Source organism: Acidiphilium sp. JA12-A1, assembly GCF_000724705.2.
Taxonomy (GTDB): Bacteria; Pseudomonadota; Alphaproteobacteria; order Acetobacterales; family Acetobacteraceae; genus Acidiphilium; species Acidiphilium multivorum.
The window spans coordinates 37461-62477 of record NZ_JFHO01000032.1 but is presented as its reverse complement, the minus strand read 5'-3'; the positions used below and the strand labels follow the sequence as shown (position 1 = coordinate 62477).

21 protein-coding genes and 1 tRNA gene are annotated in these 25017 nt (G+C 69.0%); 11 read left to right on the top strand and 11 right to left on the bottom strand.

The genetic code is table 11. From position 1 onward, the window contains the following. Window positions 1-80 precede the first annotated feature (80 nt). The gene (gene dksA, locus RT91_RS06555) at window positions 81-497 is read left to right on the top strand and encodes an RNA polymerase-binding protein DksA (RefSeq protein ID WP_007421674.1); all 417 of its coding nucleotides are present in this window, start codon (window positions 81-83) and stop codon (window positions 495-497) included. A gap of 39 nt (window positions 498-536) precedes the next feature. Here dksA and ligA read toward each other — a convergent pair whose 3' ends face one another. The 3 genes from ligA to RT91_RS06540 are packed head-to-tail and all read right to left on the bottom strand — an operon-like array spanning window position 537 to window position 5228. Then, window positions 537-2585, bottom strand: a complete 2049-nt coding sequence (ligA, locus tag RT91_RS06550) for an NAD-dependent DNA ligase LigA (RefSeq protein WP_035186312.1) — start codon at window positions 2583-2585, stop codon at window positions 537-539. Continuing rightward, entirely contained in the window at window positions 2582-4261 is a 1680-nt protein-coding gene (gene recN / locus RT91_RS06545; protein ID WP_035186310.1) for a DNA repair protein RecN, read from the bottom strand. The genes ligA and recN overlap by 4 nt, the downstream gene beginning before the upstream one ends. A 19-nt stretch (window positions 4262-4280) precedes the next feature. Further along, window positions 4281-5228 (bottom strand): outer membrane protein assembly factor BamD, encoded by a 948-nt coding sequence (locus tag RT91_RS06540; RefSeq protein WP_011941751.1) that lies wholly within the window; start codon window positions 5226-5228, stop codon window positions 4281-4283. A gap of 279 nt (window positions 5229-5507) precedes the next feature. On the opposite strand from RT91_RS06540, the gene rpsA reads away from it, so the two are divergent. Continuing rightward, a complete protein-coding gene (rpsA, locus tag RT91_RS06535; protein WP_007423283.1) occupies window positions 5508-7235 on the top strand; it encodes a 30S ribosomal protein S1 in 1728 nt (575 codons plus the stop codon). Window positions 7236-7392: 157 nt separating this feature from the next. Here rpsA and RT91_RS06530 read toward each other — a convergent pair whose 3' ends face one another. After that, window positions 7393-7746, bottom strand: coding sequence for a hypothetical protein (locus tag RT91_RS06530; RefSeq protein ID WP_013639802.1), 354 nt, complete (start codon window positions 7744-7746; stop codon window positions 7393-7395). A 148-nt stretch (window positions 7747-7894) separates the two neighbouring features. Here RT91_RS06530 and RT91_RS06525 point away from each other — a divergent pair, with 148 nt between their 5' ends. Genes RT91_RS06525 through der form a run of 3 tightly spaced genes read left to right on the top strand, consistent with a single transcriptional unit; the run spans window position 7895 to window position 11273 of the window. Further along, window positions 7895-8563 (top strand): tetratricopeptide repeat protein, encoded by a 669-nt coding sequence (locus tag RT91_RS06525; protein ID WP_035186307.1) that lies wholly within the window; start codon window positions 7895-7897, stop codon window positions 8561-8563. A gap of 11 nt (window positions 8564-8574) precedes the next feature. Beyond that, complete coding sequence (locus RT91_RS06520) at window positions 8575-9921, top strand: PQQ-like beta-propeller repeat protein (RefSeq protein ID WP_231295361.1); 1347 nt, start codon at window positions 8575-8577, stop codon at window positions 9919-9921. Next, complete coding sequence (der, locus tag RT91_RS06515; protein ID WP_035186305.1) at window positions 9918-11273, top strand: ribosome biogenesis GTPase Der; 1356 nt, start codon at window positions 9918-9920, stop codon at window positions 11271-11273. The genes RT91_RS06520 and der overlap by 4 nt, the downstream gene beginning before the upstream one ends. Before the next feature lie 105 nt (window positions 11274-11378). Here der and RT91_RS21380 read toward each other — a convergent pair whose 3' ends face one another. The 4 genes from RT91_RS21380 to RT91_RS06495 all read right to left on the bottom strand — a co-directional run bounded on the left by RT91_RS21380 (window position 11379) and on the right by RT91_RS06495 (window position 14290). Then, window positions 11379-11906 (bottom strand): YMGG-like glycine zipper-containing protein, encoded by a 528-nt coding sequence (locus RT91_RS21380; protein WP_035186316.1) that lies wholly within the window; start codon window positions 11904-11906, stop codon window positions 11379-11381. A 74-nt stretch (window positions 11907-11980) separates the two neighbouring features. After that, window positions 11981-12370, bottom strand: a complete 390-nt coding sequence (locus tag RT91_RS06505; RefSeq protein ID WP_007423030.1) for an energy transducer TonB — start codon at window positions 12368-12370, stop codon at window positions 11981-11983. Between the two features lie 12 nt (window positions 12371-12382). Then, complete coding sequence (locus RT91_RS06500) at window positions 12383-13612, bottom strand: argininosuccinate synthase (RefSeq protein WP_007423029.1); 1230 nt, start codon at window positions 13610-13612, stop codon at window positions 12383-12385. Between the two features lie 75 nt (window positions 13613-13687). Then, window positions 13688-14290, bottom strand: coding sequence for a TlpA disulfide reductase family protein (locus RT91_RS06495; protein ID WP_035186303.1), 603 nt, complete (start codon window positions 14288-14290; stop codon window positions 13688-13690). 28 nt (window positions 14291-14318) lie between these two features. On the opposite strand from RT91_RS06495, the gene argH reads away from it, so the two are divergent. The 4 genes from argH to RT91_RS06480 are packed head-to-tail and all read left to right on the top strand — an operon-like array spanning window position 14319 to window position 19475. Beyond that, window positions 14319-15734: an argininosuccinate lyase gene (argH, locus tag RT91_RS06490; RefSeq protein WP_011941745.1), complete on the top strand. Its 1416-nt coding sequence runs from the start codon at window positions 14319-14321 to the stop codon at window positions 15732-15734. Further along, complete coding sequence (locus RT91_RS22800; RefSeq protein WP_256363794.1) at window positions 15731-15859, top strand: hypothetical protein; 129 nt, start codon at window positions 15731-15733, stop codon at window positions 15857-15859. Before argH ends, RT91_RS22800 begins: the two co-directional genes overlap by 4 nt. Next, entirely contained in the window at window positions 15856-17172 is a 1317-nt protein-coding gene (gene lysA, locus RT91_RS06485; RefSeq protein WP_035186300.1) for a diaminopimelate decarboxylase, read from the top strand. Before RT91_RS22800 ends, lysA begins: the two co-directional genes overlap by 4 nt. Continuing rightward, window positions 17172-19475 (top strand): DUF4175 family protein, encoded by a 2304-nt coding sequence (locus RT91_RS06480; RefSeq protein ID WP_035186298.1) that lies wholly within the window; start codon window positions 17172-17174, stop codon window positions 19473-19475. The genes lysA and RT91_RS06480 overlap by 1 nt, the downstream gene beginning before the upstream one ends. A gap of 57 nt (window positions 19476-19532) precedes the next feature. Here RT91_RS06480 and RT91_RS06475 read toward each other — a convergent pair whose 3' ends face one another. The 3 genes from RT91_RS06475 to RT91_RS06465 all read right to left on the bottom strand — a co-directional run bounded on the left by RT91_RS06475 (window position 19533) and on the right by RT91_RS06465 (window position 21483). Then, the gene (locus RT91_RS06475; protein ID WP_007424308.1) at window positions 19533-20342 is read right to left on the bottom strand and encodes an ABC transporter ATP-binding protein; all 810 of its coding nucleotides are present in this window, start codon (window positions 20340-20342) and stop codon (window positions 19533-19535) included. A gap of 3 nt (window positions 20343-20345) precedes the next feature. Then, window positions 20346-21227 (bottom strand): ABC transporter permease, encoded by an 882-nt coding sequence (locus RT91_RS06470; RefSeq protein WP_007424309.1) that lies wholly within the window; start codon window positions 21225-21227, stop codon window positions 20346-20348. 181 nt (window positions 21228-21408) lie between these two features. Next, window positions 21409-21483, bottom strand: a tRNA-Gln gene (locus tag RT91_RS06465). Window positions 21484-21624: 141 nt separating this feature from the next. Here RT91_RS06465 and RT91_RS06460 point away from each other — a divergent pair. Continuing rightward, a complete protein-coding gene (locus RT91_RS06460; protein WP_013639808.1) occupies window positions 21625-22827 on the top strand; it encodes a pyridoxal phosphate-dependent aminotransferase in 1203 nt (400 codons plus the stop codon). 278 nt (window positions 22828-23105) lie between these two features. Further along, entirely contained in the window at window positions 23106-24992 is a 1887-nt protein-coding gene (locus tag RT91_RS06455; RefSeq protein WP_011941740.1) for a ribonucleoside-diphosphate reductase subunit alpha, read from the top strand. Window positions 24993-25017: the final 25 nt, after the last annotated feature.

Below are 25017 nucleotides of genomic sequence, written 5' to 3'. Positions count from 1 at the left end.
TGCCGCGCGGCTATAAGCCGGCCACCTGCGGCCTCTCATCGACTGGATCAGAGGCTCGTGCGTTGGAGGAACTGACATTAATGTTAATTACTCTTGCACCGGACTATTCGCCGAGCGAGGATGAAGAGTTCATGAATCCGATGCAGGTCGAATTTTTCCGCCAGAAGCTGCTTCGCTGGCGGCACGACCTGCTGATGGAAGCCAACGGAACCCTCGCCAGCCTGTCCGAGGGCGGCATTCTCGAACCCGACATTACCGACCGGGCCAGCGTCGAAACCGACCGGGCCCTCGAATTGCGCACCCGGGACCGCGCCCGCAAGCTGATCGGCAAGATCGACCAGGCACTCGCCCGGATCGAAAACGGCACTTATGGCTATTGCGAGGAAACCGGCGAGCCGATCGGCCTGAAACGGCTGATGGCACGGCCGATCGCCACACTGTCGATCGAGGCGCAGGAACGCCACGAGCGGCAGGAGCGGATCCAGCGGGACGACTGACGGATGCTTTGAACGCCGACGCGGTGACCGCGCCGGCGTTCAACCGGGCGGAAGCCCCGCGAGAGATCGGAATTCCGCCTCGCTGAGGACGGTCACGCCGAGGCTGGCTGCCTTCGCGGCCTTCGAGCCGGCGTCCGCGCCCACCACCACGAAGTCGGTCTTCTTCGAGACGGACTCGGTCACCCTGGCCCCCAGCGCCTCCGCCCGCGCCTTGGCCTCCGGGCGGGTGAGCGACTCGAGGGTGCCGGTGAAAACGATCGTCTTGCCGGCGAGCGCCCCGCCCGCCGCCGCGACCTCGTCCTCGATGGTCAGTATCGGCACCAGGCGGTCGAGCAGGTCGCGGTTATGCGGTTCGGCGAAGAAACCGGCGAGTTCCTCGGCGATCGATGGGCCGATCCCGGAAATCGAGCCGAGTTCCAGCCGCGCGTCGGAACCGATCACGCCCGCCTCCTCCATCTGCCGCCGCCATACGGCATAGGACGAATAGTGCCGCGCCAGCAGCTTCGCGTTCTGCTCGCCGATCCGCCTTATGCCGAGCGCGTAGATGAAGCGCGCGAGGGAAATCCGGCGGCGGGCGTCGATCGCGGCGATCAGCTTGCGCGCCGAGACCTCGCCCCAGCCCTCCAGCGCCGCGATCGCGGCCTCGCGGTCGCGGAGGGTAAAAATGTCCGCCGGGCTTTCGAGCCAGCCGAGGCCGTGGAACTCCTGGACCGTCTTTTCGCCCATGCCCTCGATGTCGAAGGCGAGGCGCGAGCAGAAATGGATCAGACGCTCGACCACCTGGGCCGGGCAGCTCAGCCCGCCAGTGCAGCGGCGCACCACCTCGCCGGCCGGGCGAATCGCCAGCGCGCCGCAGACAGGGCAGTGATCGGGGAAGACGAAGGGCGCCGAGTCGGCCGGGCGGCGCTCGGGCAGGGCGCGGAGGATCTGCGGGATCACGTCGCCGGCGCGCTGGAGCTCCACGGTGTCGCCGATCCGCACATCCTTGCGGGCGATCTCGTCCTCGTTGTGCAGGGTCGCGTGGCTGACCAGCACGCCGCCGACATTCACCGGATCGAGCCGGGCGCGCGGGGTGAGCGCGCCGGTGCGGCCAACCTGGATGTCGATCCCGCGCAGGGTGGTCAGCGCCCGCTCGGCGGGGAATTTCCAGGCCACCGCCCAGCGCGGCGCGCGGCCGGCGAAGCCGAGGCGCTCCTGCAGCGCCAGATCGTCGATTTTATAGACGACGCCGTCGATATCGTAATCGAGCCCGGCGCGGCGCTCGCCGATCGAGCGCTGGAAGGGTTCCGCGCCCGCCTCGCTCACCCGCTCCGCCAGCGGGTTCACCGGGAAGCCCCAGCGGCGCAGGATCGCGAGATAGTCCCAATGGGTCTCGCCCACCGCCTGGCTCGCGGCGCCCCGCGCATAGGCGAAGAGCGAAAGCCGGCGGGATGCGGTCACCGCGGGATCGAGCTGGCGCAGGCTGCCGGCCGCCGCGTTGCGCGGATTGGCGAACTGGCGGGCCTGCCCCTGGTTGAGGGTGATGAAATCCGTCTTGGTCATGTAGACCTCGCCGCGGATCTCGATGAAATCCGGCGCGTCGTCCGGCAGGGTTGCGGGGAGTTCGCGCAGCGTGCGGAGATTTTCGGTGACGTCCTCGCCCTCGGTGCCGTCGCCGCGCGTCGCGCCGCGCACGAAACGGCGGTTCTCGTAGGTCAGCGAGATCGACAGGCCGTCGATCTTCGGTTCGGCGACGAAGGCGAGCGGTGCCGCGCCGAGGCCGAGAAAGCGGCGGATGCTGGCGCAGAACTCGACGAAATCCGCCGGCTCGAACACATTGTCGAGCGAGAGCATGGGAAGGCGGTGGCGCACCTTGCCGAACGCGCCCGACGGGGCCGTGCCGACCTGGTCGAGTGCGGCGGCTAGATCGGGATGCGCGGCCCGCAGGGACTCGGCTTCGCGGCGCAGCGCGTCATAGGCCGCATCGTCCATGATCGGCGCATCGTCGCGATAATAGGCGGCATCGGCGGCGGCGAGCCGCTCGACCAGTTCGGCCAGCCGCGCCTTCGGGTCCGCCGGTTCGGGCACGCCGCTCGCGGGACTCGTCACGATCCGGCCATGAGGCTGCGCGCCGCGTCTCGGGCGGCGTCGGTGATGGTTTCCCCGGCGAGCATGCGGGCGATTTCCTCCTGACGCGCGGTCGGATCGAGTCGTGTGACGGTGGTCCGCGTCCGGTCGCGGGCGCTGGCCTTGCTGACCTGGAAATGCGCATCGGCGCGGGCGGCGACCTGCGGCGAATGGGTTACCACGAGAACCTGCGTCTCGCGGGCGATCCGGGCCAGGCGTTCGCCCACCGCGGCCGCGGTGGCGCCGCCGATGCCGCTGTCCACCTCGTCGAAAATCAGCGCGCCGACCGGCGATTCGCCGGCGAGCACGACGTTGAGCGCCAGCAGCAGGCGCGAGAGTTCGCCGCCGGACGCCACCTTGTCGAGCGGGCCGGGCGCGCTGCCCGGATTGGTCGCGACGAGGAAGCGCACGGCGTCCGCGCCGCGCGCGTTCCATTGCGCCTCCGGCAGGTCGGTGCGGGCGACGACGAATCGCGCGCGGTCGAGCTTGAGCGGCGCGAGTTCCCGCGCCACCGCGGCGGCCAGCCGTTCCGCCGCCGCGCCGCGGGCCTTGCTGAGGGCGGCGGCCGCCTCGCGATAGGCGGTGCGGGCGGCACGGCTCGCAGCCTCGGCGCGGGCGAGTTCCTCGGTGCCGGCATCGAGCGTCGCGAGCCGGGCGGCGAAGGTTTCCAGCAGCGCCGGCAGTTCGACGACCGGAACCGCGTGCTTGCGCGCCATGCCGCGCAGGGCGAACAGCCGCTCCTCGATCGCTTCGAGGCCGCGCGGGTCCGCCTCGGCCTCGGAGACGGCGCGGGAGAGCAGGGTTTCGGCCTCGGCCAGCGCTTCCTCGGCCCGTTCGATCGCGGCCAGCGCCTGGCCAATGGACGGCCCCTGATCGGCCTCCGCGATGCGGGCGAGCGCGCGGGCGGCGGCGCGCAGCGTTGCCGCGGGGCCGGCGGAGCGGCGCTCGCGCGGGGTGAGTTCGGCAAGCGCGCTGCCGATCGCCTCGGCCCGCCGCTCGGCGCCCTGAAGATGCTGCCTTGCGGCCGCGAGTTCCTCGTCCTCCCCCGCGCGCGGCGCCAGGGCGGAGAGTTCCTCGACCGCGTGGCGCAGGAAATCCTCGTCCCGCCGCGCCGATTCGAGCGCCGCCTCGGCATCCGCCCGGGCAGCCTCGGCGGCGCGCCAGGAGGCGAACAGCGAGGCGACCGTCTCGCGCAAGGCCGGATCGACGCCGAATTCGTCCAGCATGTCGCGCTGGGTCGCCGGATCGGTCAGCCCGATCTGGGCATGCTGGCCCTGGATCTCGATCAGCAGGTCGGCAGCCCGGCGCAGCAGGGCGACGCTGACCGGCTGGTCGTTCACCAGGGCGCGTGACTTGCCGTCGCGCGTCAGGATCCGTCGCAGCAGGATTTCATCGCCGGCGTCGATTCCCTGGTCGGCCAGCAGGGCCTGCGCCGGATGGCCGGCGGCCACGGCGAACGACGCGGTGACGACCGCCTGTTTCGCCTCGGCCCGCACCAGTCCGGCATCGGCACGGTCGCCGAGCGCGAGGCCGAGCGAATCGAGCAGGATCGACTTGCCCGCGCCGGTCTCGCCGGTGAAGACGGTCAGCCCGGGCTCGAAGCCGATATCGAGCCGGTCGATCAGGATCACGTCGCGGATGGAGAGCGCTGTGAGCATGACCCCGGCGCGCCTCCGTTCAGAGCAGGCCGAAAAGGAACCCGCCCGAGGCCTTCGGCTTCACCGCACCGTTCAGAAGCCCGTGGCTGCGGAGCGTGGCATAGGCATTCCGGTACCACCGCGAGCCGGGATAGTTGTAGCCGAGCACGGCGGCATTCCGGCGCGCTTCCTTGACCAGCCCGAGATCGAGATAGCATTCCACCAGCCGGTCGAGCGCCTCGGGGACGAAGGTCGTCGTCTGGTATTGCTGGACCACCACCTGGTAGCGGCTGATCGCGGCGGCATAGAGATTCTGCCGCTGGTAGAACCGGCCGACCTCCATCTGGTGTCCGGCCAGGCGATTCTCGACCAGCCGGAGCTTGATCCGCGCATCGCGCGCATAGGCGCTGTCGGGGAAGCGCGAGATCACGTCCTGCAGGGCCTGCGCGGCCTCGAGGGTGAAGGTCTGGTCGCGCTGCACGTCCTCGATCTGCTCGTAGAAGCACAGCGCCTTCAGATAATAGGCGTAGGCGGCTTCCGGGCTGGCCGGATGGAGCTCGATGAACCGGTTGAGCGCGCTGACCGCCGAATCGAAATTCTGCTCGCGGTATTCCGCGTAGCCCTGCAGCAGTTCGGCATGGCTCGCCCAGGTCGAATAGGGGTAGTTGACCTCGATCTCGCCGAAGGTCCGCGCCGCCTTCTTGTTCTCGCCCTTGTGGAGATAGGCGATGCCGTCGGCATAGAGGGCCGAAGCCGGCTTGAGCGGCTTGGACAAGGTCTTGTCCGCGCCGTCGTGACCGCTTGAGGTGCCGGTCTTGGCTCCGCCGCCGAACAGGCCGCAGCCGCCCAGAGCCAGCGGCATCAGCAGGACCAGGGCCGACAGCGCGCCGGCGCGTCGCGGGCGCTTCCGCGCCTGCGGGGGAAGGAACGGGGCCGGCCGAGCCGGAGTCTGCGAGTGCGTCATCGGGGCGGGCTTATAGCATGTCATTCGGCGGCGCGAAGCCTCCGGCCGCGGCGGGACCGTGGAATCGCGCCGGAATGCTTGCAAAACAAGGTAAAAAGGCCTATCCCCGGCCACAGCCGCGGGCGAGGTGCATGCGGCCTGTCGTCATTGCGGCGTCCCTTTCCGGCGGATGCGGCCAGGCGATACCCCTCAACCCCACCCGGCAAAGCCGGGCAGACGTGGCCACGATGATCGGACATACGGCGTGGCGCGCAAACCAAACCGGCCGCTTTTTGGCCTCGTTTCAAGGATTTAAACCGCTTCATGGGTTCAACCGCAACTGCCATGCGCTCGCAGGGCGCTGATCACACCACCGGTACAGAGGACTTCGCCGCGCTGCTCGACAGCACGCTCGGCAGCAATACCGGCTTCGAGGGCTCGGTCGTTTCCGGCCGGGTCTCGCGGATCGATGACGATTACGTCGTCGTCGATGTCGGGCTGAAGAGCGAAGGTCGCGTGCCGCTGAAGGAATTCGGCGCGCAGGAGATCAAGTCCGGCGACACGTTCGACCTCTATATCGAGCGCTACGAGGACAAGGACGGCTCGATCGTCCTGTCGCGCGAGAAGGCGCGGCGCGAAGAGGCCTGGACGGCGCTGGAGCGCGCCTATGAGCAGCAGGCGCGGGTCAACGGCGTGATCCACGGCCGCGTCAAGGGCGGCTTCACCGTCGATCTCGGCGGCGCCACCGCGTTCCTGCCGGGCAGCCAGGTCGATATCCGCCCGGTGCGCGACGTCACCCCGCTGATGGGCGTGCAGCAGCCGTTCCAGATCCTCAAGATGGACCGCGCGCGCGGCAACATCGTGGTCTCGCGCCGCGCGGTGCTCGAGGAAACCCGGGCGGAACAGCGCAGCGAGCTGATCCAGGGCCTCAAGGAAGGCCAGATCCTCGACGGTGTGGTCAAGAACATCACCGATTACGGCGCGTTCGTCGATCTCGGCGGCGTCGATGGCCTGCTGCATGTGACCGACATCGCCTGGCGCCGCATCAACCACCCGGCCGAGGCGCTGACCATCGGCCAGCCGGTGCGCGTGCAGGTGATCCGCTTCAACCCCGACACCCAGCGCATCAGCCTCGGCATGAAGCAGCTCGAGACCGATCCGTGGGAAGGTGTGGATGTCAAGTATCCGCCGGGAATCAAGGTCACCGGCCGGGTCACCAACATCACCGACTACGGCGCCTTCGTGGAGCTGGAGCCGGGCGTCGAGGGTCTCGTGCACGTCTCCGAGATGTCGTGGACCAAGAAGAACGCGCATCCGGGCAAGATCGTGGCGACGAGCCAGGAAGTCGAGGTCATGGTGCTCGACGTGGATGCCGGCAAGCGCCGCATCTCGCTCGGCCTCAAGCAGGTCCAGCGCAACCCGTGGGAGCAGTTCCTCGACGAACACCCCGTCGGCTCGATCGTCGAGGGCGAGATCCGCAACATCACCGAGTTCGGCCTGTTCATCGGCCTCGCGCCGGACATCGACGGCATGGTCCACATGTCCGACCTGTCCTGGGACGAGCCGGGCGAACTCGCCATGGCCAAGTTCAACAAGGGCGAGATGGTCAAGGCGAAGGTTCTCGACGTCGATGTCGAGAAGGAGCGCATCAGCCTCGGCGTGAAGCAGCTCGAGGAAGATCCCGCCGCCGGCGTGCTCGACCGTGTCCACAAGGGCATGATCGTGACCTGCGTGATCACCGCCGTGCAGTCGAACGGGCTCGAGGTGAAGGTGGACGACGTGCTCACCGGCTTCATCCGCCGCGCCGAGCTGGCGCGCGACAAGTCGGACCAGCGGCCGGAGAAGTTCGCCGTCGGCGAGAAGATCGACGCCAAGATCACCGCCGTCGACCGCGCCGCGCGCAAGCTGCAGCTCACGGTCAAGGGCAAGGAGATCGACGAGGAGAAGCAGGCCATGGCCGATTACGGCTCCTCCGACTCGGGCGCCTCGCTCGGCGACATCCTCGGTGCCGCCATCCGCCGCCGCAACCAGCAGGCTCAGAGCGAAAACTGAACCGGCACGACCGGCCAAGACTGGCAAACGCCGCCCTCACGGGCGGCGTTTGTTGTTTCGGCCTGATGGATGCAGCAAGGTCGATCGGGCCTGGACTCCACCCGTTGCGCCGCACCGGCCCCGGGAAGCGGCGGACCCGGAGTCCCGGGTCGCAATGTCAGGGCCAACGGCCCTCGGCGCTGGCGATCTGCGCGGGGGTCGTCAGCTTGTAGGGACCTTCGGCGATCTGCGGCGCGTGATCGGGCAGCTTTTCCGGATCGGCCCAGCACTCGGGATCCCCGAGCGTCTGCGTGCAATAGGGCGGCGGCGGCGGCGGCACGTATTTCGGCACGCAGTAGCTCTTCTGCTCATCGAGCCGGACCATCGAGCAGTTGCGTCCGGATATCAGAGACACTACCGCATCCGGCACCGTCCGATGGATCGTGGTCAGCGTGACCACGTTGGCGGCCACGGTCGCGCCAGTGCCGATACCGCAACCGGCAAGCGGGATCACACAGAACAGGGCAAGCATTCGTCGCATCGGCGGCAGAATGGCATGAAAAAATGAAGACCTGGTTACGTTGCCCAACGCCCCGCGCGCGGCTATGGTCCGCCCGACCGACCCGATCCACTCTGCGCGTGGCGGCCCCGCCCCCTGCGCGAAACGAGCGAGAGCCAGCGTGCCCGATATTTTCGACGAAGTTGCCGAAGACCTGCGTGCCGAGCGCACCCGCGAGTTCCTCATGCGCTATGCCGGCGCGCTGGCCGGGGCGGCCGCCTTCGTGCTGCTCGCGATCGGCGGCTGGAAGGCGTGGCAATGGCATCGCCATCAGCAGGACCTGAAGGCGGCGGACCGCTACGTGACCCTGACCAGCCAGATCGGCCAGCAGGAAGCCGGGCTGACCAAATCGGGCGCCATTGGCGATGCGAAACGGCTGGTCGATTTCGCCGGCACCGCCCCCGCCGGCTATGCCAACCTTGCCCGGCTGCGCGCCGCCGCGCTCTACGCCCAGGCCGGCGACCTCAAGACGGCGGGCCAGCTCTGGGCGGCGGTCGCGGCGCCCAACAGCGGCGCCACGCCGCCGGTCCACGATCTCGCGCTCCTCCTCCTCGCCCAGCACGAGATGGGCGTGAAACCGGATGCCGATGTGCGTGCCCGGCTCGCAACCCTCAACAAGCCGGGCAACCCATGGCAGCCGCTCGCGCAACTCGACCTCGCCCTGCTCGACATGAAGGCCGGCAAGACGAAGTCGGCGCATGGCCTGCTCGAAGAGGTGAGCGCCGATCCCGCCTCGCCGCCCAACCTGCGGAACCTCGCCCAGGGCCTGATCGCGAAACTGAACGGATGACAAGCCGCACCATGACCGACCTTCGCGCCCTTTCCACTCTCGGGCGGCGCGGCGCGCTGCTCTCCTCGATGGCGCTGCTCACCGGATGCAGCCTGTTTTCGAAGGCAGTGAAGCCGCCGGTTCCCGGCCGCAAGATCCCGGTCCTGCCGCCGCACAATCCGCTTTCCGTCTCCAGCGGCGCGCCCGCGGTGACGCTGCCGGCGCCGCGCAGCCACGCGGTCTGGGGACAGGCGGGCGCCAATGCCGCGCATGATGCCGGCGTCAGCGCCCTGCCCGCGCGGCTGACCATGGCATGGCGCCGGGATGTCGGCGCCGGAGCCACCTATCGCCGCACGCTGCACGCCGCCCCGGTCGCCGCCGGCGGGCGCGTGTTCACGATGGATGCGCTTGGCGTGGTCGAAGCCCATTCGATCGCCAGCGGCCAGCGGCTCTGGCGCCACCCCATGCGCCCGAAGCACGACAACAGCTTCGCCTATGGCGGCGGGCTGGCGGCGGACGGCACCACGCTCTACGTCGCGTCCGGCTTCAGCCAGCTCCTGGCCCTCGATCCGGCCAGCGGCAAGCCGCGCTGGACCAAGACGCTCGACCAGCCGTTCCGCTCGGCGCCAGGCCTTGGCGGCGGGCTGATCTTCGTCATCATGCTCGACGACACGCTGCAGGCCTTCGATGCGAAGACCGGCGACTTTGCCTGGCGCTTCCCCACCGGCAACGGCTCGGGCGGCTCGATGTTCGGCGCCGGCACGCCGGCCTATCAGGATGGCATCGTCGTCGCCGGTTTCGGCTCGGGCGTGTTCGCCGGCGTGAACGCGACCGGCGGCTCCGCCGTCTGGGAGCAGAGCCTCGCGGCCGGGTATGACCAGACCAATCCGCTCGACGTGTCCAGCATCGTGGCGAGCCCTGTGATCGCCGGGGGTCTGGCGATCGCCACCGGCCTCGCGGGCACCACCGTCGCGTTCGACTTGCATTCGGGACGGCGCATCTGGGGGATCAGCGCGGGCGGCAGCGAGACCCCGGCCGTCGCCGGCGACTGGCTGTTCCTGCTGACGGAAAACCAGCGCCTCGCCGCGATCCATGTCGCTGACGGCGCCGTCGCGTGGGTGACCGAACTGCCGGCCTATGGCGATCCGAAGCGGCACAAGCAGCCGATTTCGTGGCATGGCCCGCTCGCCGCCGGCGCCGGCCTGGTCCTGACCGGTTCCGACAAGCGGATGATCGTGGTCGATGCCGCGACGGGCCGGCTGACCACTCCGCTCGCCGCCGGCCTCGCGCTCGACGGAGAGGCCGATCTCGCCCCGATCGCCGCCGCGGGAACGCTGTTCGCGCTGACCCGCAACGCGGTGCTGACCGCCTATCGATGACCACCTCCCCTGCCCGCACCCCGCGGGTCGCGATCTGCGGGCGGCCGAATGTCGGCAAATCCACCCTGTTCAACCGGTTGGCGGGCAAGCGTATCGCGCTCGTCGCCGACGAGCCGGGGGTCACGCGCGACCGCAAGGAAGCCTGGGGCGAGCTTGCCGGGGTGAAGGTGCAGCTGATCGACACCGCGGGGCTTGAGGAAGCGCCGCCGGACACGCTGCCGGGCCGGATGCGCGCCTCGACCGGGACGGCGGTGGACGAGGCGGATCTCGTGCTGTTCGTGTTCGACGCCCGCGCCGGCCTGCTGCCGGAGGACCGGCATTTCGCCGCCTGGCTGCGCCGGGCGGGCAAGCCGGTGATTGTCGTCGCCAACAAGGCGGAGGGGCGCGGCGGCAGCAACGCGGCGCTGGAGGCCTATGAACTCGGCCTCGGCGAGCCGGTGCCGGTATCCGCCGAGCATAACGAGGGCGTGTCCGACCTGATCGACCGCATCATCGAGGCGCTGCCCGAGACGGACGAGGCGGAGGATGAGGATGGCGAACGGCCGATGCACCTCGCCATCGTCGGGCGGCCGAATGCCGGAAAGTCGACCCTGATGAACCGGCTGCTGGGCGAGCAGCGGGTGATCACCGGCCCGGAACCCGGCCTGACCCGCGATGCGATCGCCGCCGAACTGACCGATTCGGCCGGGCGGCGCTACCGGCTGTTCGACACCGCCGGGCTGCGCCGGCGCGCGCGGGTCGAGGCGGGGCTGGAGAAACTCTCCACCTCGTCGACGATCGAGGCGCTGAAATTCGCCGATACGGTGGTGCTCGCGGTCGATGCGCATGAGGGGCTGCACGACCAGGATTTCACCATTGCCCGGCTGATCGAGCGCGAGGGCCGCGCCTGCGTCATCGCGCTGACCAAGTGGGACCTGGTGGAAGACCGCGACCGCACCCGCCGCGCCATTCTCGAACGGCTGGAACACTCGCTCTCGCAGATGAAGGGGATCACGCTGGTGCCGCTCTCGGGCGAGACCGGCGAGGGTGTCAAGAAACTGCTGCCGGCGGTGCGCGAGGCGGACCGCATCTGGAACACGCGGGTCACCACCTCCGCACTCAACCGCTGGTTCGAGGGCGCGCTGGAACGCTTCCCGCCGCCGCTGGTCGAGGGGCGCCGGCTCAAGCTGCGCTATATCACCCAGGTCAAGGCGCGGCCGCCCAGCTTCGCGGTGTTCGGCACCAGGGCGGAACTCACGCCCGACAGCTACCAGCGCTACCTCGTCAATTCGCTGCGCGAGCGGTTCGGCCTCGAAGGCACGCCGATCCGCCTCGCGTTGCGCGGCACCAAGAACCCCTACGCCGACGAGTAACCGGGCCGGCGCATGCCGCTAGTGTCCGAAATCTGAAATTCACCCACGAATTTCAGGCGCAGGACACCAGTGCATCATCCGATCCAACAGGATCGGAAAATTGCCCTAATACTGGCCGTTCGGGTAGCCATTGCCCTGATCATACGGGGTTCCCTGATAGGGGCCGCCCTGGTTGCCGTTCTGATACTGGTATTGGCCGCCCTGCTGATACGATCCGCCGGGATAGCCGTTGCCGTAATAGCCGCCTTGCTGCTGGTCGGGGTACCGGTTCATGTCGCGCCGGTCCTCGGGGCGACGGCCGGAATTGTAGTACTGGCGATCGTATCCGCCCTGGCCATATCCCGGTTGGCCGTTGCGGTAATAGCCGGGCGGCGGCGGCGGCGGCGGGGACGGGGTTGTCAGCGCGCCGCCCGCGGCCCCCACGGCACCACCGATCAGCGCGCCGGTCGCCGGGCTGCCGCCGGTCGCGGCACCGATCGCGGCACCGGCGCCGGCGCCGATCGCGGCGCCGCCGAGAGCGCGCTGGCCCGGATCATAGGGATTGGTGCAACCGGCGAGCGCCAGCGCCGAGGCGATCACCGCCACGCCAAGGCCGGCACGCCGGAGCGCGCGGGTCGAAAGGATCTGTTGCATGCTGTGGTCCTCCATTCGTACGCACCATCCGGATAGCCGGGCAACATGGCCCGGCCATGGTCGAAATATGGCGATTATGGAGCAGACGGCGCGACCGGCGCGCCGTGGCGGCGGAATTCGATCGGGATGACGAACTGCATCCGGGCCGGCGCGCCCGCTGGCCGGCGCTTCAGGATCGCCTTGCGGATCATGGCCAGCGCGGCCTCGTCCAGCCGGGGATTGCCGGCGGATCGCACGACCCAGGCGCTCGTCACATGCCCGGCCGGATCGATGGTGAACCCGTAGAAACCGACATGGGTGACGCCCTTCTGCCGCAGCAGGGCATGCGCCTCGCGGTCGAGCGCGGCGCGGGTCCTGGCGTCGATAGGGTGCTGCGCCGGCGCGGCAAACGCCCCGGCCGCGAGCAGCAGGGCAAGGCCGCCGGCGGCGGCAAGACGGGCGAAGGGCCGGAACCGCCGATCCATCGCCCGGATGCCTTACAGCGCGCCGCCGCGCCGGCCGATGGCGCCGCCGAGGCGCAGGCGCAGGGCGTTCAGCTTGATGAACCCCGCCGCGTCCTGCTGGTTGTAGGCGCCCTCGTCATCCTCGAAGGTGACCATCCGCGCCGAGTAGAGCGAGTTGGGGCTTTCGCGGCCTGCGACGATCACGTTGCCCTTGTAGAGCTTCAGGCGCACCCGGCCGGTGACGGAGTTCTGGCTGGCGTCGATCAGCGCCTGCAGCATCCGCCGCTCCGGGCTGAACCAGAAGCCGTTGTAGATCAGCTCGGCATAGCGCGGCATAAGGCTGTCCTTCAGATGCGCCGCCTCGCGGTCGAGCGTGATGCTCTCGATGGCGCGATGCGCCGCGAGCAGGATCGTGCCGCCCGGCGTTTCGTAGACGCCGCGCGACTTCATGCCGACGAAACGGTTCTCGACGAGGTCGAGCCGGCCGATGCCATTGTCGCGGCCAAGCTCGTTGAGCCTGGTCAGCAGCGTGGCCGGCGAAAGCGCCACGCCGTTCAGGGCCACCGCGTCGCCCTGCGCGAAATCGATGCTGATTTCCGTCACCACGTCCGGCGCCGCCTCGGGGCTGATGGTGCGCTGGTAGACGATCTCGTCCGGCGCCTGCGCGGGGTCTTCGAGGATCTTGCCCTCGGAGGAGGAGTGCAGCAGGTTGGCATCGACCGAGAAGGGCGCCTCGCCGCGCTTGTCCTTGGCGATGGGGATCTGGTGCGCCTCGGCGAATTCGAGCAGCTTGGTGCGGCTCGTCAGGTTCCACTCGCGCCAGGGGGCGACGACCTTCACATCCGGCTTCAGCGCGTAATAGGCCAGTTCGAAGCGGACCTGGTCGTTGCCCTTGCCGGTCGCGCCATGCGCCACGGCGTCCGCGCCAACCGCCTCGGCGATCTCGATCTGCCGCTGCGCGATCAGCGGCCGGGCGATCGAGGTGCCCAGCAGGTACTGGCCCTCGTAGAGCGCATTGGCGCGGAACATCGGGAAGACGAAATCCTTCACGAAGGTTTCGCGCAGGTCCTCGACGAAGATTTCCTTGACGCCGAACATCTCGGCCTTGCGCCGCGCCGGCTCAAGTTCCTCGCCCTGGCCGAGATCGGCGGTGAAGGTGACGACCTCCGCCCCGCGCTCGGTCTGCAGCCAGCGTAGAATGACACTCGTATCGAGCCCGCCCGAATAGGCCAGCACAACTTTCTTCACGCTGTTTTCAGCCATCGTTCTCTGTCCCGGTTCTGCCTCACGCGCGGCCTATCAGCCGGATCGCGGCGGGGCAAGAGCCGGCGCGGCGGATCAGGTCGCCGTGGTGCCTGAGGCCGCCGCCGGCTTCGGCCCGATCAGCTTGCGCAGCTGCGCGATCGTCGCCGGCGTGTTCCAGTCACCCGCCCCCTGGAGGGAGGCGACCATCTGCCCCTTGCGGTCGACGATCACGGTGAAGGGAATCCCGTTCACGTCGAACGCATCGAGCGCGCTCGAACTCGGGTCGAGCAGGATCGGCACGCCGGTGATGTGGTGCTTCGCGTAATAGGGGCGCACCGCCTTGATCCCCTGGCTGTCCACGGAGATCGGCAGCACGCGGATGCCATCGCCCCGGATCCGCGGATTGAGGGCGACCAGCGTGGGCAGTTCGGCGCGGCAGGGCGGGCACCAGGTCGCCCATAAATTCACCACCAGCCCCTCGCCGCGGAAATGGGCCAGCGTCAGCCGCCGGCCGAACGCATCGAGGAAGTGGAAGTCCGGCAGCGGCTGCGGCACGGTCACGTCGAGATTGGGGGCGACATCCGGCAGCTCCATCGCCTCGGCGGATTTGCCGATCCCGGCGAGCGAAGTTAAGTCAGGCAGCACAAGACCCGCACCCAGAGCCGCGAACTGCCGCCGAGAAAGCCCGAAACGCATGACCGCCGATACCTCTTCCAAACCGAATATGACGAATTCTGGTGCCGATCAGGCCGGAACGCAACCATCCCGCCTGCAATGGGGCGGACGATTTGCCGCCGGTCCCGCATCCGTGATGCAGGCGATCAATGCCTCGATCGGGTTCGATCAGCGGCTCTGGCGGGAGGATATCGAAGGCAGCCTCGCCCATGCCGGCATGCTCGCCGCGATGGGAATCATCTCCGCCGAGGACGAGGCGGCGATCCGCGCCGGACTCGCCGAGATCGCCGAGGCGATCGCCGAGGGGTCGTTCACCTTCGATCCCGCGCTCGAGGACATCCACACCAATATCGAGGCCTGGCTGGTCGCGCGCATCGGCGAGGCCGGGCGCCGGCTGCACACCGCGCGCAGCCGCAACGACCAGGTGGCGACCGATTTCCGCCTCTGGGTGCGCAACGCGATCGACAGTCTCGACGGCCAGGTGCGCGAGCTGATGCGCGCGCTCGCCGACCGCGCGGCCGAACACGCGGCCACCATCATGCCTGGCTTCACCCATCTGCAGACCGCCCAGCCGGTGACGCTCGGGCATCACCTGCTCGCCTATGTCGAGATGCTGTCGCGCGACCGCGGCCGCCTCGCCGATGCGCGCCGGCGGCTGAACGAATGCCCGCTCGGCGCGGCCGCCCTCGCCGGCACCACCTTCCCGATCGACCGCAGCATGACCGCCGCCGCCCTCGGCTTCGACCGGCCGACCGCGAATTCGCTCGATTCGGTCTCGGACCGCGACTTCGCGCTTGAATTCCTCTCCGCCCTCTCCATCCTCGCGATGCATCTTTCGCGTTTCGCCGAGGAGATCATCATCTGGACCAGCGCGCCCTATCGCTTCATCCGGCTGTCCGACGCCTATACCACCGGCTCGTCGATCATGCCGCAGAAGCGCAACCCGGACGCCGCCGAACTCGCCCGCGCCAAGGCCGGGCGAATCTTCGGGGCGCTCACCGGCCTGCTCGCGGTGATGAAGGGACTGCCGCTCGCCTATGCGAAGGACATGCAGGAGGACAAGGAGCCGGTGTTCGACGCCGCCGATGCCGCCGAACTCTGCCTCGCCGCGATGACCGGCATGGTGCGCGACATGATGCCGGACGTGCTGCGGATGCGATCCGTGGCCGGCGCCGATTTCTCGACCGCGACCGATCTTGCAGACTACCTCGTGCGCGATCTCGGCCTGCCCTTCCGCACCGCCCATCACGTCACCGGCCGGATCGTGAGCGAGGCCGAGTCGCGCGGGCTCGAGCTCGTCGCCCTGCCGCTCTCGGTCATGCAGGAGGTCGAGCCGCGGATCACCGAGGCGGTGTATGATGTGCTGACCATCGAGGCCTCGGTCGCCGCCCGCCGCACCCTCGGCGGCACCGCGCCCGACAATGTCGCCCGCGCCGCCGCGCGCTGGCAGGAGACGCTGGCATGACCCGCTCGCTGCTGCTCGTCCTGCTCGCCTGCGCCGCTCTCGCCGCCTGCGGCCGGGCCGGCGCGCCCTCGCCGCCCGGCCCGGCGAGCCAGGTGATCTACCCGCATCAATATCCCTCCGAATGATGAACGCCCTCACCCGCGACCAGGCCTGGCACCGTCTCGTCGCCGCCCGGCCGAACCTTTCGTTCCACGCGATGGACGGGCTGTGCCTCGATGACGTGCCGCTCGCGTCCATCGCCGCCGCCCACGGCACGCCCACCTGGGTCTACAGCGCCGCGACGATCGAGGGGCGGCTCGCCGCCCTGCGCGCGGCCTTCGCCGGCGAGGGGCTGGCGCCGGCGATCCGCTACGCCGTGAAGGCGAACGACCACCTCGCGATCCTCGGCCTGGTGCGGGCCGGCGGCGCCGGGGCGGACGTGACCAGTGCCGGCGAATTCGCCCGCGCCGAGGCCGCCGGGATCGCGCCGGGGGCGATGGTGTTTTCCGGTGTGGGCAAGCGGGAGGACGAGCTGCGCCGCGCGCTCGCCGCCGGCATCGGCCAGCTCAATGTCGAAAGCGCCGAGGAGCTGGAGATGATCTCCGGCATCGCCGTGGCGATGGGGGTTGCCGCACCGGTCGCGCTGCGGGTGAACCCGGATGTCGCCGCCGGCGGGCACGACAAGATCAGCACCGGCCGCAAGGGCGACAAGTTCGGCATCGGCTTCGATGACGCGGGCGCGCTGTATCGCCATGCCGCGGCGCTGCCGGGCATCGAGGCGGTCGGGTTTTCCACCCATATCGGCAGCCAGATCTTCGCGCCCGCCGCCTTCGAGGCGGCTTACCGGCGGGTGCTCGGCCTGATCGGGGCGCTGCGCGGCGAGGGGCTCGCGGTGCGCCGCCTCGACCTCGGCGGCGGCTTCGGCATTCCCTATGACGATGGCACCGCCTTCCCCTTCGCGGCGCAGGCGGCGATGGTCCGCCGCGTGCTCGGCGGCCACGATCTGGAGCTGATCGTCGAACCCGGCCGCTGGCTCGTCGGCCCGGCCGGCGTGCTGCTCGCCCGCGTGACGCTCGTCAAGCGCGCCGGAGCGGAACGGTTCGTCGTGCTCGATGCCGGGATGAACGACCTGATTCGCCCGGCGCTCTATGGCGCGCGGCACGGCATCGTCCCGGTCGGCGCCGCCGATGCCGCGGGCGCCCCGGCGCCGGCCGAGGTGGTCGGTCCGGTCTGCGAGAGCAGCGACCGTTTCGGCACCCACGACCTGCCAGAACTTGCCCCCGGCGCGCTGGTCGCGCTGCTCGATGCCGGGGCCTATGGCGCGACGATGAGCAGCACCTATAACGGCCGCCCCTTCGCCGCCCAGGTGATGATCGCCGACGGCGCGCCGCAGCTGATCCGCCGGCGCCAGACGCTGGATGAACTCTGGCGCGACGAGATCGTGCCGCCGCGCCGGTAATGCCGGCGGCGCGCCTCGCCCGGCTGCGGCGGCGGGCGCGCCGCGTGCTGGCGATCGAGGCCGTCGCCATTGCCGCGATGCTGCCCGCTTGCGTGATCGCGGTGTTCCTCATCGTCGGCCTCGCCGGATTCGGCGGCTGGAAGGCGGATCTCGCCGGCCTGATCGCCCTTGCCTTCGCGCTCCGCCACGCGATCCGGCGCTATCGCCCGCCCGCGCCCGAGGCCGCCGACCGCCGCATCGAGCGCGATTCCCGCTTGCCGCACCGCCCGCTCGCCGCCCTTGGCGACGAACCGGCGCTGGCCGGCGCGATGCCGCTCTGGGATGCGCACCGCGCCCGGCTCGACCGTTCGCTCGCCACCGCAAGGGTCGGCCTGCCGCGGCCGGATTTCGCGGCGCATGATCCGTTCGCGCTGCGCTTCCTGCTCCTGCTCGGCCTGATCGCCGCGTGGATCGCCGCCGGATCGCAGGCCGGGCCACGGCTTGCGGCCAGTGTCGATTTCACCTCGCCCTTCGCCCGCCCCGGCCTTGGCGTGCAGGCCTGGATCACCCCGCCGCGCTGGGCCGGAACCACGCCGCGCCTGATCGGCGCCGGAACCGGCAAGGTCCGCGCGCTCGCGGGCTCGACCCTGTCGGTCGTCGTCACCGGCGCGGGCAGCGCCGCGCCAGCCGCGCGGATCGCCGGCAAGGCGCTCGATTTCACGAATATCGCGACCGGCAGCTTCCGCGCCCGCCTCCGGCTCGACCATACGGCGACGCTGACGATCGGGCCGTTCTGGAACCGCATCGCGCGGTACCGGATCACGGTGATCGAGCCGACCCCGCCGCGGATCGGCTTCGCCGCCCCACCCGGGCCGGCCGGTGATGGGCAGCATGTGGCCCTCGCCTGGCGCGGCACCAGCCGCTACGGCCTCACCGCCCTCGGCCTCGACATGGCGCCCGTGGATGCGCCGGGCGCGGTGCCCGACCATGCCGCCCTGCCAGCGCCCCCCGCGCACGCGGCCTCATTCGCCGGCAGCGCCCGGCTTGATCTGCTCGCCAGCCCACTCGCCGGCATGATGGTGGACGGCACGCTGGCCGCCGTGAACCGCGACGGCCAGACCGGCACCTCCTCGCCCGCGCGGTTCCAACTCCCCGCCCCCGCCCTGCACAATCAGGTCGCGCGGGCGATCGAGGTCCTCCGGCACGACCTCGCGCTCGGCACGCCGGGGCGCACGGTGCTCGCGGCGCGACTCCGCGCGCTCGCCGCGGCGCCGCCGGGTCCGCTTACGCCCGGCACGCGGAAGGCACTCGCGCGCTTCGCCGCCGGCTTCGGGCCGGCAACGCCGGATTACGCCCAGGCCCAGGCCAGCCTCTGGATGCTCGTCCAGCGCGCCGAACTCGGCGCGACCTACAAGGCGGTGCAGAAATTTGATGAAGCCGCCCAGGCACTGCGCCAGGCGCTGAAGCGCGGCCTCGCCGGCCATCCGGCCGACCGGCAGACAATCGAACGGCTGATATCGGGCCTCGACCGCGCCATGCAGGCAAGGCAGGGCGCGCACGGCACGCCGGACGCCCGCGCCGCCGCGCGGAGGAGCGCCATCGACCGTCTGGCCCACCGGATCGAGAACGAACTGGCGGCGGGCGAAACGGCCCGGGCCCGCCAGGACCTGGCGAAACTCCGGCAGATGCTCGACCGGATGCAGAACCCGAGCGCCCGTTCGGAGTCGCAGGCGGCGCAGCGGCAGCAGGAGGCGGCGCGTCATCTCGCCTCCATCATGCGCCAGGAGGCGCGGCTGATGGACCAGACGGCGCAGCGGGCAACGATGCCCAGGTTCGGCAACCAGGCGGCAATTCCAGAGTCGAGTCCGTCGGCGGGGCTGGCCGGGCGGCAGGATGCGCTGCGCCGCCAGCTTTCATCCGCCGCCAGAGCCATGGCGGGCGCGGGACTGCCGGGGCAGGCGCAACTCGGTCATGGCCAGCAGGCGATGGCGAGCGCCGGGAACGCGCTCCGCGCGGGCGACATGCGGGCCGGGCTGTCCGGCGAGCGGGCAGCGATCGCGGCGCTGCAACAGGCACAGAACGCCCTCGCGACGATGCCCGGCAAGGCGGCGATGCCGGGCGGCGGGCCTTCGGGCCTCGGCCAGCATGCCGCCGGCGGCGCGGGCGAGTTCGGCAACCAGAACGACAGCACGGTCAGCATCGGCAAGGCCGGCGCGCATTCCGACGCCAGGCGGATTCAGGGCGAACTGATCCGGCGCGACGCCGCGCCCGGCCTGCCGCCCGAAGCGCATCGCTATTACGGCAGGCTGCTCGGCGGCGAATGACGCCCTGCCCCGACCGGAGGCGGGAGGGGCGGAGCGCCAAAGGCCGCTTCCGGCCGGTCAGTCCTTTCGGGGCAGGCGGCGGGAACTCCCGGTCTCGCCATGCGCGGCGACCAGTTCCTCGTATTGCTGCGGCGGCAGGTAGTCGGCGAGGATCTTCATTGGCGGCCCGTCGGCGCGGATCTGCCCGCCATCGAGCCAGAGCAGCCGGTTGCACCACTCCACGAGGATCGAGGCGCTGTGACTGGCGAGGACAAGCACCTCCGCATGGCGCACCATGCCCTCGACGCGGTCCTTCGCCTTTTCCATGAAGGCGGCGTCGCCGGCGAGGATCCATTCGTCCATCAGCAGGATCTCGGGGGGAAACGCCGTCGCCATCGCGAAGGCGAGGCGCACCACCATGCCCGAGGAATAGTTGCGCACCGGCAGGTCGAGGAACTGGGCGAGTTCGGAGAAATCCTCGACATCCGCCTCGAGCCGGTCGATTTCGGGACGCGCGAGGCCGAGATACTGGCCGCGCAGGCGGATGTTCTCGCGCCCGGTGAGGTCGGGGTTCATCCCCTGGCCGGGATCGAGCAGCGAGGTCAGCCGCCCTTCCATCGAAAGCGACCCGACCGTCGGCTGGTAGATGCCGGAAAGCGCGCGCAGCAGCGTGGTCTTGCCCGAGCCGTTCGAGCCGATCAGGCCGAGCCGGTCTCCCGACCTCAGCGAGAAGGAGATGTTGCGCAGCGCCTGCACGACCGGCCGGCTGCGCTGGTCCCGCGCGAAACGCGACGAGGCATGGCCGATCAGGGTCTTCTTCAGCGACCGGCTTTCCGCGTGATAGAGCGGAAAGTCGACGGAAATGTTGAACGCGGTCAGATGGGTCATGGCTTACACCCAGTATGCCACGCGGCCGCGCATGCGGGCGAAGCCGACCGCGGCGAGCAGGACCAGCAGGGCGGACACGAACACGGCCTCGAGGCCGATCTGCAGGCTGATCGGCGTGCCAAGCAGCGGCGCCCTGAGAATTTCGAGGATCGGGTAGAAGGGGTTGAACTCGATGAGCAGCTTGCCGAGCGGATGGCTGTTCAGCACCTTCGCATACCAGATCACCGGCGTGATGAAGAAGGCGATCTGCATGACCGACAGGATGATCTGCGGCAGGTCGCGGAAGCGGGCGCAGAGCGCGCCCATCAGCAGCGAGATCGCGACGGCGTCGATCATCCACAAGGCGAGCGCCGGGATGGCGAGCAGCGAATACAGGCTCTGATGCACGTCCATGATCGCGAAGACGACGACGATGACGATCAGGTTATGGGCGAGCACGATCGTGTTGCGCACCACGTTGCGCGCCGCATGCACGACGAAGGGCATCCGCGTGCCCTTGATCAGCGTGTCGCTCTGGGAGAAGCAGGTGCTGCCCTCGGAGATCAGGGTGTTGAGATACGTCCAGAGCACCATCGAGATGGCGAGATACGGCAGGTAGGTGTGGATGTCGGTGCGGAAGAGCACGCCGTAGAGAAAGGCCATTGCCGCCACCTGGACGCCGGTGGAGATGGTCAGCCAGAACGGCCCCAGCGCCGAGCCGCGATAGCGGAGCTTGATGTCGTAGAAGGCGAGCGTCCAGATCAGGCGCCAGAGCTTTGCTCCCTCGACCAGATCGGTCGAAGCCAGTCGCACGCGCTGGCCCCAGCCGCGATCGGCCGACAGGGTGAAATGCGATTGTTTGCGAAACGTGCTCAGCGCCGGCGCGGCCGGTGTCGTGTCGTTCATGTCGAAATCACTGCTCCTGCCGACAGGGGGCGCGATGGCCCGGGCCGGCCGTGAATATCCGAATCAGCGGATGCCTGATAGCCCGCCAGAAAGCATATAGTGTCAAATCCGATTAAGAATCAGATACATATCATTCATCTCCCTGAGGTTTGATCCCCGGAGCCCAGGCCGCGTCGTGGCCTGGCTGGGGTGGGAGGATTCGAACCTCCGCATGGCGGAATCAAAATCCGCTGCCTTACCGCTTGGCTACACCCCATTCGACCCGGTTGATATGGCGTCGGCGCCCGCTCGGCAAGCCCCGTCATGAGCGGAGTTCGTGCCGGCCCGCGCATCAGGGCCATGTTCATCGCGCGGCAGTTCGGTTACATCGGGGCCGTTGTCACGGGGAGCATCGCACATGAACCTGATCGCCGCACGCCTGAACCGCATCAGCCCGAGCCAGACGATCGCCATTTCGACCAAGGCGCGCCAGCTCAAGGCCGAGGGCCGCGACATCATCAGCCTCTCCGCCGGCGAGCCTGATTTCGACACGCCGGACCACATCAAGCGCGCCGCCATCGCCGCGATAGAGGCGGGCGAGACCAAGTATACCGACGTCGCCGGCACCATGGCGCTGCGCAAGGCCGTTGCCGCGAAATTCAAGCGCGACAACGGGATCGACTACACGCCGCAGGAGATCATCGTCTCGACCGGCGGCAAGCAGGTCATCTTCAACGCCATGCTCGCCACCGTCGAGGCCGGCGACGAGGTGATCATCCCGACGCCGTGCTGGGTCAGCTATCCGGACATCGTCCAGCTCGCCGAGGGCAAGCCGGTCTTCGTCCCCTGCAGCCAGAACAACGGCTTCAAGCTGCGCGCAGAGGATCTCGAGGCGGCGATCACGCCGAAGACCAAGTGGCTGATGCTGAACTCGCCCTCGAACCCGACCGGGGCGGCCTATTCGGCGGAAGACCTCCGCCCGATCTGCGACGTGCTGCTGCGCCACCCCGACATCTGGGTGTTCACCGACGACATCTACGAGAAGCTCGTCTATGACGGCTTTGCTCCGGCCACCATCGTCGGCGTCGAGCCGAAGCTGCGCGAGCGCACGGTGACGATGAACGGCTGCTCCAAGGCCTATGCGATGACCGGCTGGCGAATCGGCTTCTGCGGCGCGCCGGTCCAGCTCATCAAGGCGATGGACAAGCTGCAGAGCCAGTCGACCTCGAACACCTCCTCGGTCAGCCAGGCCGCGGCCCTCGCCGCGCTGGAAGGCCCGGAGGACGCGATCGACGTGATGCGCGCCGCCTATCGCGAGCGGCGGGATCTCGTGGTCGCGATGCTCAACGAGGCGCCGGGCATCACCTGCTCGAAGCCCGAGGGCGCGTTCTACGTCTTCCCCTCGATCGCCGGCTGCCTCGGCAAGACCTCGGCGGGCGGAACAAAAATCGTCGATGACGAGGCCTTCGTCACGGCGCTGCTGGAAGAGCAGGGAGTCGCGGCCGTGCATGGCAGCGCCTTCATCTATCCCGGCTATTTCCGGGTCAGCTACGCGACCTCGACCGAGGCGCTGCGCGACGCCTGCACCCGCATCCAGACCTTCTGCCAGGGGCTGCGCTGAACCGCGGCTTCCGCCTCTCCCGACCGCCCCACGGTTTTTCAGGCCCGCGCGATGCAGATCGCGCGGGCCTTTGCGTCGATTCGGCATTGTGCGGCCACCCGCTTGCCGGGCCGGCGCCATAAGTCTAGCATAAGAACAAACAACGAACACATAAGACCGTCCGGGCCCGACTCGGCGCAAGAGATTTTTTTGGATTAACTTGATCTAGTGGCGATTGCGCGATGCCTACCCAATATGTTGTTATGTGCTTCGCCGAAACGACGGGAGCCCCCACTGCAATGAACGCGATCAACCGACCCGAACCCGCATTGCTCGACACCGATGTGCAGATCCGTGGGGGTTATCAGATCAGGATCGACCGCTCGCGCGATTCGCTGCTCACCGAATTCGGCCGCGCGACGCTGAACGACCGCTATCTGATGCCGGGCGAAAGCTATCAGGACCTGTTCGCCCGCGTCGCCTCCTATTATGGCGACGACGCCGAGCACGCCCAGCGGCTCTACGACTACATCAGCAAGCTCTGGTTCATGCCGGCGACCCCGGTGCTGTCGAACGGCGGCACCAAGCGCGGCCTGCCGATCTCCTGCTTCCTCAACGAGGCGTCGGACAGCCTGGAAGGCATCGTCGATCTCTGGAACGAGAATGTCTGGCTCGCCTCCAAGGGCGGCGGCATCGGCTCCTATTGGGGCAACCTGCGCTCGATCGGCGAGAAGGTCGGCCAGAACGGCAAGACCTCGGGCGTCGTTCCCTTCATCCGGGTGATGGACAGCCTGACGCTGGCGATCAGCCAGGGCTCGCTGCGCCGTGGTTCGGCCGCCGTCTACCTGCCGATTTCCCATCCGGAGGTCGAGGAATTCATCGAGATCCGCCGCCCCACCGGCGGCGATCCGAACCGCAAGGCGCTCAACCTGCATCACGGCATCCTGGTCTCCGACGCGTTCATGCGCGCCGTGGAGGCGGACGAGATGTGGGCCCTCACCTCGCCCAAGGACGGCGCGCATGTCCGCTCCGTCTCCGCCCGCTCGCTCTGGATCCGCATCCTGACCGCCAGGATCGAGACCGGCGAGCCCTACATCATCTTCGCCGACCACGTGAACAACGCGCGGCCCGAGCACCACAAGCTCGCCGGCCTCGAGGTAAAGACCTCCAATCTCTGCGCCGAGATCACCCTGCCCACCGGCCTTGATCATCACGGCCAACAGCGCACCGCCGTCTGCTGCCTGTCATCGATCAATCTCGAGACATGGCTCGAATGGCACGACAATCCGCAGTTCATCGAGGACGTCATGCGCTTCCTCGACAATGTCTTGCAGGATTTCATCGATAACGCGCCGGACTCGATGGCCCGCGCCAAATACGCCGCGATGCGCGAGCGCTCGGTCGGCCTCGGCGTGATGGGGTTCCACTCGCTGCTGCAGTCGCTCAACATTCCGTTCGAGAGCGCGATGGCGAAGGCGTGGAACATCCGCATCTTCCGGCATATCCGCGCCGGCGCCGATGCCGCCTCGCGCAAGCTCGCCGAGGAACGCGGCCCCTGCCCCGACGCCGCCGAATACGGCGTGATGGAGCGCTTCTCGCACAAGATGGCGATCGCGCCGACCGCCTCGATCTCGATCATCGCCGGCAATTCGAGCCCCGGCATCGAGCCGATCGCCGCCAATGTCTTCCTGCAGAAAACCCTGTCCGGCAGTTTCTCGGTGCGCAACCGCCACCTGCAGCAGCTCCTCGCCGCCAAGGGCCGCGACGATGAGGAAACCTGGTCGAACATCACCGTCAGCAAGGGCTCGGTACAGCATCTCGATTTTCTCACCGACGACGAGAAGGCCGTCTTCAAGACCGCCTTCGAACTCGACCAGCGCTGGGTGATCGAACACGCCGCCGACCGCACGCCGTATATCTGCCAGAGCCAGTCGATCAACGTTTTCCTGCCGGCAAATGTCCACAAGCGGGATCTGCACCAGATCCATTTCCAGGCATGGAAGAAGGGCGTGAAGTCGCTCTATTACTGCCGCTCTCTCTCGATCCAGCGCGCTGACACGGTGAGCGAGAAGGTGCAGCGCCACGAGCACGGCGACGCCGCCAACCGCACCGCGCCGGCCCCGGCACCGCTGGTTGCCGCCGCCGCAAGCACGACCAATTACGAGGAATGCCTGGCCTGCCAGTAGTCCGGCCGCCGCATTCCCACGTCTT